13 protein-coding genes are annotated in these 15,738 nt (G+C 64.5%); 6 read left to right on the top strand and 7 right to left on the bottom strand.

Annotated elements, in window-relative coordinates; genetic code table 11:
* Complete coding sequence (locus V8P86_RS02270; protein WP_336325617.1) at positions 1-1,593, bottom strand: acyl-CoA carboxylase subunit beta; 1,593 nt, start codon at positions 1,591-1,593, stop codon at positions 1-3.
* A gap of 115 nt (positions 1,594-1,708) precedes the next feature.
* Between V8P86_RS02270 and V8P86_RS02265 the strand changes: the two genes are divergently transcribed.
* Entirely contained in the window at positions 1,709-3,589 is a 1,881-nt protein-coding gene (locus V8P86_RS02265; RefSeq protein WP_336325616.1) for a cation:proton antiporter domain-containing protein, read from the top strand.
* Between the two features lie 3 nt (positions 3,590-3,592).
* On the opposite strand, the gene pheA is transcribed toward V8P86_RS02265, so the two are convergent.
* Positions 3,593-4,414 (bottom strand): prephenate dehydratase, encoded by an 822-nt coding sequence (pheA, locus tag V8P86_RS02260; protein WP_336325615.1) that lies wholly within the window; start codon positions 4,412-4,414, stop codon positions 3,593-3,595.
* A 101-nt stretch (positions 4,415-4,515) separates the two neighbouring features.
* Here pheA and V8P86_RS02255 point away from each other — a divergent pair, with 101 nt between their 5' ends.
* Genes V8P86_RS02255 through V8P86_RS02240 form a run of 4 tightly spaced genes read left to right on the top strand, consistent with a single transcriptional unit; the run spans position 4,516 to position 9,772 of the window.
* Complete coding sequence (locus V8P86_RS02255) at positions 4,516-5,586, top strand: SPFH domain-containing protein (RefSeq protein ID WP_336325614.1); 1,071 nt, start codon at positions 4,516-4,518, stop codon at positions 5,584-5,586.
* A gap of 41 nt (positions 5,587-5,627) precedes the next feature.
* Positions 5,628-7,886: an ATP-dependent DNA helicase gene (locus V8P86_RS02250; protein WP_336325613.1), complete on the top strand. Its 2,259-nt coding sequence runs from the start codon at positions 5,628-5,630 to the stop codon at positions 7,884-7,886.
* The gene (gene cgi121 / locus V8P86_RS02245; protein WP_336325612.1) at positions 7,886-8,431 is read left to right on the top strand and encodes a KEOPS complex subunit Cgi121; all 546 of its coding nucleotides are present in this window, start codon (positions 7,886-7,888) and stop codon (positions 8,429-8,431) included. The genes V8P86_RS02250 and cgi121 overlap by 1 nt, the downstream gene beginning before the upstream one ends.
* A 3-nt stretch (positions 8,432-8,434) precedes the next feature.
* The gene (locus V8P86_RS02240) at positions 8,435-9,772 is read left to right on the top strand and encodes an oxidoreductase (RefSeq protein ID WP_336325611.1); all 1,338 of its coding nucleotides are present in this window, start codon (positions 8,435-8,437) and stop codon (positions 9,770-9,772) included.
* On the opposite strand, the gene V8P86_RS02235 is transcribed toward V8P86_RS02240, so the two are convergent.
* The 4 genes from V8P86_RS02235 to V8P86_RS02220 all read right to left on the bottom strand — a co-directional run bounded on the left by V8P86_RS02235 (position 9,751) and on the right by V8P86_RS02220 (position 13,402).
* Positions 9,751-10,035, bottom strand: a complete 285-nt coding sequence (locus V8P86_RS02235) for an amphi-Trp domain-containing protein (RefSeq protein WP_336325610.1) — start codon at positions 10,033-10,035, stop codon at positions 9,751-9,753. The genes V8P86_RS02240 and V8P86_RS02235 overlap by 22 nt on opposite strands.
* 43 nt (positions 10,036-10,078) lie before the next feature.
* On the bottom strand, positions 10,079-10,756 hold the full coding sequence (locus V8P86_RS02230) for a hypothetical protein (RefSeq protein ID WP_336325609.1): 678 nt from the start codon (positions 10,754-10,756) through the stop codon (positions 10,079-10,081).
* A gap of 61 nt (positions 10,757-10,817) precedes the next feature.
* Entirely contained in the window at positions 10,818-12,233 is a 1,416-nt protein-coding gene (locus V8P86_RS02225) for a zinc ribbon domain-containing protein (protein WP_336325608.1), read from the bottom strand.
* On the bottom strand, positions 12,230-13,402 hold the full coding sequence (locus V8P86_RS02220) for a thiolase domain-containing protein (protein ID WP_336325607.1): 1,173 nt from the start codon (positions 13,400-13,402) through the stop codon (positions 12,230-12,232). Before V8P86_RS02220 ends, V8P86_RS02225 begins: the two co-directional genes overlap by 4 nt.
* A 383-nt stretch (positions 13,403-13,785) precedes the next feature.
* Between V8P86_RS02220 and V8P86_RS02215 the strand changes: the two genes are divergently transcribed.
* On the top strand, positions 13,786-14,064 hold the full coding sequence (locus V8P86_RS02215; RefSeq protein ID WP_336325606.1) for a hypothetical protein: 279 nt from the start codon (positions 13,786-13,788) through the stop codon (positions 14,062-14,064).
* Positions 14,065-14,080: 16 nt separating this feature from the next.
* On the opposite strand, the gene V8P86_RS02210 is transcribed toward V8P86_RS02215, so the two are convergent.
* The gene (locus V8P86_RS02210; RefSeq protein ID WP_336325605.1) at positions 14,081-15,724 is read right to left on the bottom strand and encodes an ATP-binding protein; all 1,644 of its coding nucleotides are present in this window, start codon (positions 15,722-15,724) and stop codon (positions 14,081-14,083) included.
* Positions 15,725-15,738 lie beyond the last annotated feature (14 nt).

Raw genomic sequence — 15,738 nt, 5'->3', positions numbered from 1 at the left:
CTAAATTGGGTTAATCGAGTGCTTCTTGGGGGGCCAATCGTCGTCACCGGTCGCTTCCGCCCGGTCGAGTGTCCGACAGAGTAACTCCCGTGTCTCGGCAGGTTCGACGACGCCGTCGATGCCGATGTGTTCGGCGGCGCGGACGGCGTTCGTGCGTTCGGTGAACTCTGCGATCATCGCCTCGCGGGCCGCCTCGGAGTCGTTCGCGGCCTCGATCTGGTCGCCGTAGGCGATATCTACCGCTCCCTCGATCCCCATCGCGGCGATTTCGGCGGCCGGCCAGACGACGGTCAGGTCGGTGTCCGTCGACCGGCCTGCCCCCATCGCCACGTAGCCAAAGCCGTAGCCACGCCGGAGGACGACGCTCAGCTTCGGCACCGTCGCGCGGTTCAACTCGAAGGGGATCTTCGCGGAGTGACGGGCGATTCCCTCTCGCTCTGAGTCCGGGCCCGGCAAAATGCCGGGCACGTCGGCGAGGCTGACGATCGGAATCCCGAAGGCATCGCAGATACTCAGGAAGTGACTCCCCTTGTCTGAGGCCGCCGTGTCGATAGTCCCGGCCTTCATCCGCGGGTTGTTGGCGATGACCCCGACGGGCCGGCCACGCAGGCGGGCGAACCCCGTCACGAGATTTCGGGCGTAGGTCGGTTTCTTCTCGAAAAAGGAGTCCTGATCGACCAGACCGTCGATAATCGTGTAGATGTCGTAGCCTTTCGTCGGGTTGGCGGGCATGACCTCCTGCATCTCGGCGACCTGCTCGTCGGAGGGGGCGTCCCAGTCGTCGACCCGTGGGGGGTCGCGTTCGGCGTTCCGGGGGAGATAGGAGAGATACTGCTTGATGGCGTCCAGACAGGCCTCGTCGTCGGGACAGGACAGGTCGGCCATCCCGGTCTCGCTGGTCTGGAACTGTGCGCTCCCGAGTTCCTGTTTCGTCATGTCGACGCCGAGGGCGGCCTTGACGAGTTTCGGGCCCGCGACGCCCATCGTCGAGGTCCCCTCGACCATGGGGACGAAATCACAGAGCGCAGCGAAGTTCGTCGCCGCCGCGAATCCCGGCCCCATCATCGCCGAGACCATCGGGATCCATCCGGACATCGTCTCCTGTTTGTTCGCGAAACCGTCGTCACCACGGGCGAAGGGCCGCGCGTCGAGTCCTTCCTGAATCCGATGGCCGCCGCCGTCGTGCAACATGACGAGCGGAATCCCGCGTTCGAGTGCGAGATCGGAGACCCGGTCCATCTTTCGGCCGCCGGTGTGACCGATCGACCCGCCCTTCACGGTGAAATCTGTGGCGATCATCGCCACTGAACGCCCTTCAATCTCGCCGATACCCGTGATGACACCGTCGGCGGGGGCGTCCTCGCGCTCCCAGTTCTGCGTTTCCGGCGTCGTGGGTGCCGGTGCGGCCAGTTGGCCGATTTCGTCGAAAGTATCCTCGTCGTAGAAATACTCGACGCGCTCGCGTGCGGTGAGTTTGTCGTGGCTGTGCTGGCTGTCGACGGCCTCCGGGCGGCCCTCGTCTTCGACCGCCTGCTTGGCCTCGCGCACCTGTTCGATCAGCGCATCGAGGTCGCGGTCCTCGCGGTGTGTCATACCACCGCAATAGGGCAATACTCTCAAGAAAGTAGGGGTCTCCGCCGACAGTTCGCGGCAACCAACTGTTTTTTACCCCGACGCGCCATCGGACAGATTGTACGGATAATTAGCCGTGGCAGAAGGACTACTGATCCCGCTGGTCGCCGGTATTATCGCACTTGGAGTGCTCGCACAACTCGTTGCTGCGCGGCTGCAAGTCCCCAGTATCATCTTCTTTCTCTTCGTGGGTGTCGTCATCGGTCGACCGGGGTTGGGGCTGGTCACGAGCGAGAGTTTCGGCTCTGCGCTGCCGGCAATCGTCGGAATCGCGGTTGCGATCATCGTCTTCGAGGGTGCCTTCCACCTGGAATTCGACCGTATCCGGGAAGCGCCGGGTGCCGCGCTTCGACTCGTGACCATCGGTGCTGCAATTGCGTTCATCGGTACTGCCGTTGCTGTCCGGTTTTTCATCGGGTTACCCTGGGAACTATCATTCGTGGTCGGCGCGCTGCTGGTTGCGACCGGGCCGACCGTCGTTACCCCAATCCTCGATGTCGTTCCGGTTCGTGACCGCGTCGCGGCCGTCCTCGAAACAGAAGGAATCGTCAACGACGTGACCGCCGCTATCACTGCGGTCGTCATCTTCGAGGTCGCAAACCCGACTGCCAGCGGTGAGGGGATCGTTCAGGGATTTGCGCTCCGTCTCGGTGAGGGGCTGCTCGTCGGCGCTGTCGTCGCTGCCATCCTCTATTATCTGCTGCGGTACGTCGATCTCTCGCCGGGAGCAGCCCCGCGAAACGCACGCCTGCTCGTCCTCGCCGGTGCGCTGGTCTCCTTCGCGGGCGCGAACCAACTCGCGAGCGAGGCTGGCGTTGCGGCGGCCGCGACGGCTGGCATCATTCTCGGGAATCTCGACGTGCCGTACAAGTCCGAGATCACCGATTTCAAGGGCGATATCACGCTGCTGGTGCTGTCGTTCGTGTTCATCGCGCTGGCCGCCCAACTGCCGCCGGGCGCGATCCTCGACGTTGGACTTGGCGGTGTCGCTGTCGTGCTCGTCGTTGCGGTGGTGATCCGTCCGGCGCTGGTGTTTATCTCGACGATTGGCGACCGGTTTACTTTCCAGGAGCGACTGTTCGTCAGTGCCGTCGGACCGCGCGGCATCATTCCGGCGTCGGTCGCGACGCTGTTTGCCATCGAACTCCGGACTGCCGCCGAGGAACTTGGCGATCCCGCGCTGGCGAGTCAGGCTGACTTGCTGCTCGGGACCGTCTTTCTGGTCATCTTCGCCACCGCCATCGTCGAGGGCGGACTGGCACGCTACATCGCACAATACCTGAACGTGATCCCAATGAGAGTAATCATCGTCGGAGGCGGACAGGTGGGCCGTGCGCTCGCCAAACGCCTCGAAGACCGCGGAGAGAACGTCGTCATCATCGAAGAAGACGAACCGACAGTCGAACTGGTCCGAAACGCCGGCTACGCCACCGTTATCGGCGACGGAACGGACACAGATGTGTTACGTGAGGCCGGCGCAGAAAACGCGAAAATCGTCGTCGCTGCCACCGGTAACGACGACGCGAATCTGCTCGTCTCACAGCTCTCGAAATCGAAGTTTGGCGTCGAGAACGTCATCGCGCGGGCGAACAACTCCGACAACGTCGCTGCCTTCGAGGAGCTAGACGTGAACACGATTTCGTCGGCGATGGCGGCCGCGTGGGCCATCGATAACGAGATCGAACGGCCCGCAATCGCACACTGGATGACGAAGGTCGGCGATACCGGCGATATCCAGGAGATCGAAGTCACGAATCCGGAGCTTTTTGACAAATCCGTCCGCGAGGTCGGTCCGAAGCTCCCCGAGGCCTGCCTGATTGCGCTGCTCAGCAAAGAGGGGCGCGAATCCGGCGAGGTACCGACTGCCGACACCGTCATCGAAGAAGGAGACTACGTGACGCTCATGGGTCGACACGACACCGTTCGCGAGGGAATGAGTCTCGTCAACCCTGACTGACCGTTAGACGACCGTTTCGCTGTCGTAGGAGCCGAGTCGCCGGACCCAGCCGTCTTCTGCAATCTCTTCGATCACCGCGAGGGCGTCCTGTGTTCGCTGTTCGTACAGCCCTGCGGCGATGTCGATGTGGAAGACGTAATCGCCGAGTCGTTCGCCGCTCGGGCGGGATTCGACCCGCGTCAGGTTGATATCCCGGTCGGCAAAGGGTTCGAGCAACTCCAACAGCAGGCCGGGATAGTCGACGTTCGGGTAGACGATGAAGGAGGTCTTGCTGCCGGCTTCGGTCCGTTCGTCGGCCGGCGCGACGACGAGGAACCGGGTCGCGTTCGAACTCCGATCCTGGATGTCCTCGCCGAGAACGACGAGGCTGTCACCGTCCTCAGCGTTGGCCGGGTGGCCGATTGCGGCGACAGACCCATCTTCACGTGCGCGCTGAACCCCGCGGGCGGTGCTGGCGACGGCCTCCAGTTCGACCTCCGGGTAGTTCGCTTCGAGGTAGGAGCGACACTGCGCGAGCGCCTGTGCGTGGCTCGCGACCGTCGAAAATTCCTCGCCCTGTGCGATCAGGGCGTGGCGGATCGGCGTGATGACTTCGCGGACGACCGCCACCTCGTGTTCGGCCAGTGCGTCGAGTGATTCGGTGACAGAGCCCTCGATACTGTTTTCGACGGGGACGACCCCGCGGCCGTACTCGCCTTCGGCGACCGATTCGATGATCGTCGTGACCGATTCGGTGAAGGTAATCTCCTCGTCGTCGGCGACGGCACGCGCCGCCCGATGCGAGTAGGTGCCGGCCGGCCCCAGCGTGAGCGCCTGCGTACTCATACCCGCCGGTACTCGACTGAGGGGTAAAAACACGCCGGTCCCCTGTGACTCCGCGTCACGAACCGAGTGAACTTGGCACTATTTATGTCTCCGCGCGTAACATGTGTATGAGTATCCCCCTGCAAACCGCCCCAACGTTTCTGTTGTTGGCCGGGCTACTGCTCGTCTTCGCAGTCGTCACGGCGTACAAATCCGTCGTGATTGTCAACGCATACGAGAAAAAAGCCCTCACTGTCTTCGGCAAGTACCGCCGTCTGCTGGACCCAGGGATCAACCTCGTCATTCCCTTTATCTCCGCGACGTACACCTTCGACATGCGGACGGAGACGATGGACGTGCCCCAGCAGGAAGCGATCACCCGGGACAACTCCCCAGTGACCGCCGACGCCGTCGTCTACATCCGTGTGATGGACGCCGAACGGGCCTTCCTCGAAGTCGACGACTACCGCCGGGCTGTCTCGAATCTCGCGCAGACCACGCTGCGAGCGGTGCTCGGCGACATGGAACTGGACGACACGCTCTCGAAACGCTCCGAGATCAACTCCCGGATCCGGACGGAGTTGGACGAACCGACCGACGAGTGGGGCGTTCGCGTCGAGTCCGTCGAGGTCCGTGAGGTCAATCCGAGTCCCGAAGTCCAGACGGCGATGGAACAGCAGACCTCCGCGGAGCGTCGCCGCCGTGCGATGATTCTGGAAGCCCAGGGAGAACGCCGCAGCGCCATCGAGGAGGCACAGGGTGACAAGCAGTCGAACATCATCCGCGCCCAGGGTGAGAAACAGAGCCAGATCCTCGAAGCACAGGGTGACGCGATTTCGACCGTGCTGCGAGCGAAATCCGCCGAGTCGATGGGCGAACGGGCGGTCATCGAACGCGGCATGGAAACGCTCGAAGAGATCGGCAAGGGCGAATCGACGAAGTTCGTGCTGCCGCAGGAACTCACCTCGCTGGTCGGCCGGTACGGCAAACATCTCCAGGGCAGTGACGCCAAGGAGAACGGCCACGTCCTCGACAGCGGCGACTTCGACGACGAGACCCGCAAGATGCTCGGTCTAGACGACATCGAGGAGATTCTCGGCGAAATCGACAAGGAAGCAGATGTCGACCTCGAAGAGATGGAACGAGCGGCCAAAGAGGTCAAAGAGGGCACCTTCGACGACGGGATGAACTAGGACACGAACGTTAAAAACCGAGCACGCCCCACGTATCGGTAATGGATAGTTCGGAGATTCCGGCGATTCCCTCCTGGTTGGCCGAGCATCTCGAAGCCGACGGGATCGAATCGCTGTACCCACCACAAGCGGAGGCTGTCGAGGCCGGCGTCACCGAGGGGGAGAATCTCGTCGCCTCGATTCCGACCGCCAGCGGCAAGACGCTCATCGCTACCCTCGCGATGGCGGCCGCAGTCGACCGCGGCGGGACGGCCCTCTACATCGTCCCGTTGCGCGCGCTCGCAAGCGAGAAACACGAAGAGTTCGCTGAGTTCGAGCAGTACGGCCTCGATGTCGGCGTCACGACCGGCAACTACGAGTCCGACGGCGGATGGCTCGCCGGCAAAGACATCATCGTCGCCACCAGCGAGAAGGTAGATTCCCTCGTGCGAAACGACGCGAAGTGGCTCGACGACCTCTCCTGTGTCGTCACCGACGAGGTCCACCTCGTCGACGACGGCGAACGCGGCCCTACATTGGAGGTGACCCTCGCCAAACTCCGCTCACTGAACCCCGACCTGCAGACGGTCGCGCTATCGGCGACCATCGGCAACGCCAACGAACTCGCAGACTGGCTCGACGCCGAACTGGTCGACTCTGACTGGCGACCGATCGAACTCAAAAAGGGCGTCCACTACGGCGAAGCGCTGCATCTCGAAGACGGGAGCCAGCAACGCCTGCCCGTCAGATCGAGCGAGGAACAGGCTGCCGCAATCGTTCGCGATACACTCGAAGACGACGGCTCGACGCTGGTGTTCGTCAACTCCCGGCGCAACGCCGAGGCCGCGGCCCGCCGACTCGCCAGCACGACCGGCGACGCACTGACCGACGAGGAGCAGGCCGAACTCGCGGACATTGCCGAGGAAATCCGCGACGTGAGCGACACGGACACGAGCGATGACCTGGCCGAGGCCGTCGAGAAAGGCGCGGCCTTTCACCACGCAGGGCTCTCGCGGGACCACCGGACGCTCGTCGAGGACGCTTTCCGGGACCGACTCGTCAAGGTCGTCTCCGCGACGCCGACGCTCGCCGCCGGTGTCAACACCCCCTCGCGGCGGGTCGTCGTCCGGGACTGGCGGCGCTACGACGGCACCGCCGGCGGGATGCAACCACTCTCGGTGCTCGAAGTCCACCAGATGATGGGCCGGGCCGGCCGACCGGGCCGGGACCCCTACGGCGAGGCCGTTCTGCTCGCCTCCGGCCACGACGAACTCGACGAACTGTTCGAGCGGTACGTCTGGGCCGATCCCGAGCCAGTGCGGTCGAAACTCGCCGCCGAACCCGCGCTGCGCACCCACATCCTCGCGACTGTCGCCTCCGGGTTCGCCCGCTCCCGGGAGGGTCTGCTCGACTTCCTCGACGGCACACTGTACGCCGCCCAGACCGCCGACCGCGACCGCCTCGAACTCGTCGTCGACGACGTGATCGAGTATCTCGAAGTCAACGACTTCCTCGAACGCGAGGGCGACGACCTCTCGGCGACGAACCTCGGCCACACCGTCTCGCGGCTCTATCTCGATCCGATGAGCGCCGCCGAAATTATCGACGGCCTCGAAGACGGCGATCCGACGCCGCTTGGCCTCTATCATCTGGTCTGCCGGACGCCGGACATGTACGAACTCTACCTGCGCTCGGGGGAGGATGAGGAGTACACGATGCTCGCCCACGAGCGCGAAAGCGAGTTACTCGGCCACGCGCCCTCGGAGTTCGACGACGACTTCGACGACTGGCTGTCGGCGCTGAAAACCGCCCGCCTGCTCGAAGACTGGGCGAGCGAACTCGACGAATCGGAGATTACCGACCGGTACGGAATCGGGCCCGGCGATATCCGTGGGAAAGTCGACACCGCACAGTGGTTGCTCGGCGCGGCGGAGTCGCTGTCGACCGAACTCGGTCTCGGCGTCGGCGGCGCAATCCGGGAGGCACGGCTTCGGGTCGAACACGGCGTCCGGGCGGAGTTGGTCGACCTCGCAGGAGTTCGCGGCGTCGGCCGGAAGCGCGCCCGTCGACTCTACGACGCCGGCATCGAAGACCGGGCGGCGCTACGAGAGGCCGACAAATCGGTCGTCCTCGCCGCACTTCGGGGCCGCGAGAAGACCGCAGAGAACATTCTCGAAAACGCCGGCCACCGTGATCCATCGATGGACGATGTCGTGCCCGATCCGAATGTCGAATCTGCGGAGGTGACGACACCGGACGGCGGTAATACTGACGGCGACGCCGGCGCTTCGGACGATCAGGCGAACCTGGGTGATTTCTGATGCATCTTGTGGAAGGCTGCACCGAAATCGACGACATCGATACTTTCGTTGAGAAGATCAGTGCGATTGGTGCCGAACACGGCGTCACTGTCCAGACCTTCGACGCCCGCTACGTCGCCGACGCCGCCCACCTCCGCCGCGCCGTCGATCACGCTGTCCGGGCAATCGAGCGCGGCGAGGCCATCGCCGACGATCCGGGTGTCGAGATCCTGCTGTACGCGGCGGGCCGCCGCCAAATTAACCGCGCGCTGGAGATGGGTGTCTCCGCCGGCAAGTGTCCCGTCGTCGGGGTAGCTGTCGACTGCGACGCTCACGACTACCGCGGCGACCCCGTGGGGACCGCCGACCGACCCTCGACCGAAGCAGAACGAGACGCTGCGGCGGCACTCGAAGCCGAACTCGACCCCGAATCGACACTCGACGCAACCGAGGAGAAGCGACTGCGCTCGTACTTCGAGGTCACGGACCGGGAACTGGCCGCGACTGACGGGACGCTCAGCGATCTGGTCCGCGAGCGCGTTACTTTGCTCGTCGTCGACCGATAACTCATGACCGCAACCGATCCACAAGCGACTGACTCGGAAATTACCGATCCCGTCGAAATCGGCGGCGTCGAACTCCCGAATCGCCTCTATCGCGCTCCATTACTCGAATGCGCCGGCAACGGCCCCGATGCCGTCGACACCTACATCGACGAACTCGAACCGGCCGCCGAATCCGGCGCAGGACTGATCTGTCAGGGTGCGAGCATCGTCACCGGGGAGGGTGGCTGTGCCGCGCCGAACATGACCCGGGTCCACGACCCCGATTTCGTGGATCGACTCTCAGAACTGACCGACCGCATCCACGAGCACGGCTCGCGGATCTTCGTCCAACTGGCCCACGGCGGCCTCCGAAGCATGAGCCTCTGGCACAGCGAGTACCGCGAGCGCAACCCCGACGAGGGACAACTCGCCGTCTCCGAGCCACCCCTCCATCTCAGACTCGCCGACCGGGCGGGACTGATCGACCTCGATCCGCAGGTGCTCTCGACTCCTGAGGTCCGCGAACTCGCCGAGCAGTTCGGCCGCGCGGCGGGCTACGCGGCCGACGCGGGCTACGACGGCATCCACCTCTCCGGAGCCAACATGGGCATCATTCAGCAGTTTCTCTCTCCGTACTACAACGACCGCAACGACGAGTTCGGCGACGGCGCTCGCTTTCTGCTCGCAATCCGAGACGCTGTTCGAGAACACGCCGGCGACATCCCACTCGTGACGAAGATTCCCGCCGAGACGGCGGCCCCGCCGTTCGTTCGGACGCATCTTTCTCCCGAGGACACCGTCAGGATTGCCCGACGCCTCGACGACGCCGGCTACGACGCACTCGTCCCGGTCAACTGCTCGGTCTACTGGGATATGAGTCTCATCCGCGGGGCCTACCCCGACCGTGCGTGGGCGGCCGAAGATCTGCAGTCCGAGTACGCCTCGGTGTTCGGCTCTCGCTTCCGAGCGCGTGCCGTCTCCGCCCTCAATCGCTTACAGGCCCGCCAGTTTCCGGCCGAACCGGGCTGGAACGCAGACATCTGTCGGCGGGTCCGCCAGACTGTCGACGTGCCGGTCCTCTGTGAAGGTGGGATTCGCGAGCGTGAGCACGCCGACGAACTGCTTGGCGGCTCGGAGCCGGCTGCCGATCTGGTCGGGATCGGCCGCCCCTTCTACGCGGAGCCGCGGCTTCCCGCCCGACTGCTCCGTGGTGAGCGCGCGCTCTGTGAGAGCTGTAACAACTGTACGGTTCCGCAGGCGACCGGCGAACCCGGGCGCTGTCGCACGCCGCCGATCGTCCGAAAGCGCGCGAATCTCGAACAAAAGGGCGTCTATCGCGACTACTCCGACGACTCGGAGTGATCCTCGTCTTCTTCGTCGGGGATGATCGTCCAGTCGAATTCGATCTCGACGGCGACCTGATCGTACTTGCCTTTGATCTCGTGTTCGACTTCGAGTTCTGTCCCGAGTTTCTCGACGGTCCCGGGGACGGTGATCGCTGCGTCGTTCCCTTTGACCGTGATCTCGTCGCCGGATTCGATTTCGTCGGCGATGTTACGGAGCATCTCCGCCGCTTCTGCTGGGGACTGTTCGGTCTCGGTTTCGAGTTCGGTCTTCTCTGCCATTAGACTCCGTACGTCTCTGTGACACAAAACGAGTTCGGAACTCTCAGAACCCGGCCGCACCACCGGTGTAGACCATCTCCTGGCCGGCAAGCACCTCGCCGACCGCACTGGATGGCTCACGCTGACAGGCCGCATAGATTGGTGCGGGGCCAGCGTACGCACCCGACCCGGCCGGCGAACGAGCGTCGAAGACCTGCCAGTACACCGGCGGGACGCCGTCGTCGCCGTCGTCTCCCGCCTCGATTCGCTCACGGAGCATCTCGATATCTACCGTCGGATCGGTCACGAACTCCTCGGCGAGTTCTTGCTGAGCGGTCATCCGCCGGAAGACCGCCTCCGTCTCCTCCGCGTTCGCGTAGCCGAACTGGATGTCGTAGTGACGGACGTGCTGGTCTCGAAAGACCGGGTGAATCGCCGACAGAATCTCATCCGTAAGTCGCCAGACCGTCTCCATTGCAGGTTCGCCGCCATCCTCGAAGATGACGGTCACGACCGGAACGAGCACGTCTCCGCCGTCGCGGTGGACGTTCACCTTGTCGACCTCAGCGAGTTCCGGCGTCGTCGCTACCGCCTTCGGCCCCACCTCGAAGGCACGTTCGAGTCGGTCGTCGGCCTCCCGTTTGTGGTCGCGGTAGTCGTCGGTCAGATTCTCCAGTCCGAGGCTGTCGAGAACATCTGCGAACTTGCCGCCGAGTGAGCGATCTGAATCGTCTCCCGACATACCCGACCATACTCACATCGGGGATAAAAAAGCAGACGGACAGTCTCCGGGTCAGAACCGATCAGGGCTCTGACAGCGGGCGCATCTTGAACCCGTACCGAATCACATCCTCCTGGGTGTAGACGCGCCGAATCGTCGCGGTCACGCGATCACCGACCGTCGTCTCCTCGTCGCCCAGCACCTGTGCCGGGATCGAGACCGAGCCACCATCGGGGCCGTCGAGGGCAACAACTGCGCTCGTGTACGCGCCGGCCTTGGCCTGCTGTTCGACGAACTCAGGCGGCGCGCCGCCCGCGCCGATTTCTGTCGCCGCCTCGACAGTGCCGGTGCCAGGCAGTACGATCTGCTCGTAGGACTCGAAGGTCCCACACTCCGTACAGGCACCCTCCGGCGGGAACGCGAGCGTTCCGCAGTCCGTACACTCCCCGGCGACCAGTCGGTGCCGCTGGGGCATCGTGCGCTTCCAACTCGGGACGCTGACGTAAGCGCCGCCGCCTTCCGGTTCGCCGGTGGTGATCTCTCCGCGAATTCGCAGGTACTCGCCGTAGCTGAGCGACTTCCGCTCGGTCGGAACGATCTCGTCGTGGGGATCTGTCGCAACCGGAACGGATCCGTCGACTGCGAGGGCAGTCGCGTCACCGGAACCGTAGCCGATGATCACCGTCTCTTCTGCCTCGGACCGGGCGGCCGTCGCCAATCCGAACAGCGTGCTGGCCGCGCCGGTGTCGCCGATCTGTGAGACGTTCGTGCCGGCCGCAATCGTCTCTGTCTCCACGTTGAGGGCACCTGCCGCCCGATACGGGAGTTTGCCGTTCGGGGCCTGCAGAGCAACGGCATCGACACCCTCGACGCCGACCTCGGTTCCGACGGCACCGACCGCGGAGGTGTAGGCCGCTCTGTCGTAGGTCGCGATTCCTAGTCCGTCGGTCTCGCCGTCACCTGCCGGCCGGAACCGCGTTCCGGGGACCGCCTCGACGTGGGCGGCGTGATCCGTGATCTCTCCCCCGTCGTCGTCGCCGACGACGGCGGCGACAGCGCCCGCGCCGCCGGCCTGCTCGATTTCGCTGTCGGGTGCGCCCCGCGGGCTGTCGCTGGCGACGACCAGCGCCGTCCCGGGGGCTTCTGCCGCGGTCAGCAGCGCCTCGGCGCCCGCGCGTGTGCTCCCGGTGAGTTGCCGCGAGCGGATCGACTCGTCGAGTCCGAGAGTGCTCCGCAGGCGCGACCCCATCGCTTCCTCTTCGAGCGGCGGGGTCGTCGTTGCGACGATCAACCGGTCGATTTCCGCCGTGTTTCTGTCGCTGGCGGCGAGCGCGTTCGCCGCGGCTTCGTAGGCCATTGTCAGCGTGTCCTCGTCGCCGCCGGGGACGGCCGTCTGCTCGATGCCAGCCCCGTGGAATTGCCCCCACGCTTCCTCGACGGTCTCCGCCGAGAGCGCGTACCGCGGGACGTACGTACCGAGTTGTTCGATTGCCGTCATCGTCCCACCTCCTGCTCGAAGATGTGTACAGCGGTCGCCCCGCCGCTGCCGCCGACGTTGTGTGTCAGCCCGAGCGTCGGATCGTCGAGTTGGCGCTCACCCGCCGAACCGGTGAGTTGATCGAAAACCTCGACGACCTGTCCGGTCCCCGTCGCGCCGATGGGGTGACCCTTCGATTTCAGCCCGCCGGAAGTGTTGACCGGGAGGTCGCCGTCGGGATCGGTCACGCCCTCACGCAGCAGGGTGTGTGCCTGCCCCTCCTCGCAGAAGCCGAGATCCTCGTAGGCGAGCAGTTCGGCGATGGCGAAGCAGTCGTGAATCTCGGCGAAATCCAGATCGTCGGGCGCAACGTCGGCCTCCTCGTAGGCCGACTCGGCGGCCGTTTTCGTCGCCGACAGTGAGGTGTAGCTGTCCCGCTCTGCGAGGCCGACGTGGTCGCTCGCGCCGCCGGAGCCAGCGACGCGGATCCGCTCGTCGCTGTACTGATCGACGACATCCTCGCTGACAAAGAGCGCGACGGCCGCGCCGTCGGAGGTCGGACAGCAGTGATAGAGATTGAGCGGCGCGGCGACATCGGGCGCGCTGACCGCGTCTTCGAGCGAACAGGAGAAGCCGAGATGTGCCTTCGGGTTCTTCGCGCCGTTACCGTGATTCTTGACGGCGACGCGGGAGAGGTCCTCCGTGGTCGCGTCGTACTCGTCGAGATAGGCGCTTGCCATCTGGGCGTAGACGCCCGCGAAGGTAGTACCAGTCAGTCGTTCCCACTCGGTCTCGCCGCTGACACCCAGCCAGTACTTCGTCGCGTCGCTGGACATGTCTGTCATCACCTCGTAGCCACCGGCGACGACGACATCGGCCATCCCGCTTTTGATCGCCTGAATCGCCTGCCGGACGGCGAACCCGCCCGCTGCACAGGCGTTTTCGATCCGCGAACAGGTCACGTTGTGTAGGCCGACGTGTTCGGTGACCGCGGGTCCGGAGAGCCCGAGTTGTCGTCCGCCGACACCGAGCGACCCGACGACAGCCTCGTCGATATCGTCCGGATCCGGCGGGTTATCGGCCGATTCTCGTGCGTTCTGATACGCCTCGGCGAACAGGTCCCGGTAGCTCCGCTCCGGGAAGGAGCCAAAGGGGGTCTGTCCCGCCCCGACCAGATATACGTCTCGCATATCCCTGCTTAGTTCGACCCGGCACATAATTCCGCGGGCTCTCCTGCGGACCCTTTTATCTCACACGCCAGTTGCCACAGAAGTATAAACTGCATTGAATTTCAGGCTCAACGTTAATACTGGTGGGTCGCGAACAGGTCAGTCGCCAACGGGGGACGGACAGCGTTGCACCGCTGTCCGCGACAATCGTCGGCCGTCTGGTGTGTTCGGAGACTGACTGACTCCGCGCCGAGCCCGGAGATGCCAGTTCGCTTTGCCGTCCAACCAGTCGCCGTTGTCTCGCGCTCCCGCAGGCACCGGTATCGTATTGCAACGACGCCAGCAGACGGGGATCACACATGGGGAACCACACCGGTCCGCAACAACGTGGACCTGACGACCAGATGCATCGCACAGACCAAACAGCCGACCGACCCGCACGAACTGCTCGCGGTCCGACCACCATCCGGGACGATCACTCAGGACAGACGGAGTCTGACCGGCACTACGTCTGTCTCGACTGTCAGTCCGTCGTGACCGACTTTCCGACGGAGTGTCCGCACTGCGGGGGGAGGGCGTTCCGAACCGCGACGACTCGTCGCCCGGCGCCGACGCTCCGCGAGCAGTTCCTGCAGGTCCTGGCGCGGGTGACCGCACCGCTGAATCCGTACGTCCCGCGGTGACGGCCGGTCCCACCTTTTAGGCTGACTGGGAATCCGTCCGTGGTCGGGTCGGCAACTGAACGGCCACGGTACTCCCGTCCGGCCCACGCTCGGGGAAGGTGAGTTCGCCGCCGAGTTCGCGAACCGTCCAGTTCGTCACCCAGAGCCCGATTCCGCTGCCGTGTTTCAGCGGCGTTTCCTCTCCTGCTTCGAGTACTTCGACCTCCCGGTCGGGGATGCCCGGCCCGTCGTCGGCGACCGTAATCGTCACTCGCTGTGCGTCACGCTCGACTGACCCGGCCAACTCCACCGCGGGGGCATCGTTGTCGGCGTGTTCGACCGCATTTTCGACGAGATTCGAGAGGGCGAACTCGACCGCTCGACGGTTGGCCTCGATACGCACGTCCGGACACTCTCGGACCGCGACCGTCGCCTCCGGCCACCGCTCGCTGCTTTCGGCTGCGATATCGTCGAGCACACCACGGAGGTCGACGGTCGTCGTCTCGCTTTCGTCGCCGAGAATCGTCTCGATTGTTTTCGCCTTGTGACTGAGCGCGGTCAGCGAATCCACCGACTCGGCGGCGGTATCGAGTCGGTCGAGCAGCTGCTCGTCGTTTAGTTCGTCGGCGACGACCTCGGTGTTGGCCTTGATCACACTCGCCTGATTGCGGAAGTTGTGCCTGACGATCCGGTTGAGCACCGTCAGTCGCTGGCGACGGATCTCTCGGTCGGTGATATCCCGCAGACTGATCATCGATCCGATCCGCCGGTCGTGCTGGTCCGTGAGTGCCGTCACTCGCGGATCGAACCGGCGGATCCCCTCGTCGGTCTGGAGTTCGACCGTCTCCTTCGCGGCGAGGTCGTCGATACTGAGTCCGAGTGGGACTTCGATCGGATCACCGACCACGTCTCCCTCGAAGGCCAGTACTTTCGGGTCAGCCGTCTCGTTGTGCAGGATCACCTCACCCCCGTCGTCGGTGATGACGATCACGTCTTCCGTCTCGCGGATGATCGCTCGTTCGCCGACCGTTCCCGCGGCAGGTGTCGAGTCGAACACGTCCTCCCAGAAGAGCGCGAGCGCGACGACGACACAACTCCCGACTAGTCCGGCGGTGTAGACCCCGAACAGCAGCGCATCGTCGAACTGTTCGGTCAACACGCCGAAAGTGTTCATCGTCACCGCTGGAATCGCTCCGGCCAGTGCCAGCCACACCCCCTGTGCCAGCGAGAGGTGGCCGTACCTGTTTGCCGCCTGCAGGACGAGCAACGATCCGATGACCGCCACCGCAGCGTAGTAGACGAACACGAGAATCCCGACCACCTCGAAGGCGGGGACGACCCGTCCCATACTGGCCGACCAGAGCCACGGAAGCACACCCAGCGCCGGAGCCAGCAAGAAGAGCCAACTTCGGTACCCGAACTCTCTGCCGGTGTACTGGAGCGTAAACAGGAACCACGGCACGACTGCCACGACCCACAGAATCCCGGACACTCCGGCGATTCCGAGAACGGCGCCGGCGACGGCGTCGATGATCGGCATGGCTCCCCACAGTCCGACGAAGACGCCAAACAGCGTCGATCCGGGATCGTCTCGCCGCCGATAGCTCACGACCCCGAACACACAGAGCAGACTCCCCGCGACGAACATGATCGCGAGAAGGCTGCCTGTCGCGGAGACCATCTGTTGTACTCATC

It is taken from the genome of Halovenus anhuiensis, from assembly GCF_037080055.1.
Lineage (GTDB): Archaea > Halobacteriota > Halobacteria > Halobacteriales > Haloarculaceae > Halovenus.
This window is presented reverse-complemented; position numbering and strand designations above follow the sequence as displayed.

Excerpts from the sequence above, each read along its gene's own strand:
- V8P86_RS02270 (WP_336325617.1), bottom strand. The coding sequence starts at position 1,593 with ATGACACACCGCGAGGACCGCGACCTCGATGCGCTGATCGAACAGGTG.
- pheA (WP_336325615.1), bottom strand. The coding sequence starts at position 4,414 with ATGAGTACGCAGGCGCTCACGCTGGGGCCGGCCGGCACCTACTCGCAT.
- V8P86_RS02255 (WP_336325614.1), top strand. The coding sequence starts at position 4,516 with ATGTGTATGAGTATCCCCCTGCAAACCGCCCCAACGTTTCTGTTGTTG.
- V8P86_RS02250 (WP_336325613.1), top strand. The coding sequence starts at position 5,628 with ATGGATAGTTCGGAGATTCCGGCGATTCCCTCCTGGTTGGCCGAGCAT.
- cgi121 (WP_336325612.1), top strand. The coding sequence starts at position 7,886 with ATGCATCTTGTGGAAGGCTGCACCGAAATCGACGACATCGATACTTTC.
- V8P86_RS02240 (WP_336325611.1), top strand. The coding sequence starts at position 8,435 with ATGACCGCAACCGATCCACAAGCGACTGACTCGGAAATTACCGATCCC.
- V8P86_RS02235 (WP_336325610.1), bottom strand. The coding sequence starts at position 10,035 with ATGGCAGAGAAGACCGAACTCGAAACCGAGACCGAACAGTCCCCAGCA.
- V8P86_RS02230 (WP_336325609.1), bottom strand. The coding sequence starts at position 10,756 with ATGTCGGGAGACGATTCAGATCGCTCACTCGGCGGCAAGTTCGCAGAT.
- V8P86_RS02225 (WP_336325608.1), bottom strand. The coding sequence starts at position 12,233 with ATGACGGCAATCGAACAACTCGGTACGTACGTCCCGCGGTACGCGCTC.
- V8P86_RS02220 (WP_336325607.1), bottom strand. The coding sequence starts at position 13,402 with ATGCGAGACGTATATCTGGTCGGGGCGGGACAGACCCCCTTTGGCTCC.
- V8P86_RS02215 (WP_336325606.1), top strand. The coding sequence starts at position 13,786 with ATGCATCGCACAGACCAAACAGCCGACCGACCCGCACGAACTGCTCGC.
- V8P86_RS02210 (WP_336325605.1), bottom strand. The coding sequence starts at position 15,724 with ATGGTCTCCGCGACAGGCAGCCTTCTCGCGATCATGTTCGTCGCGGGG.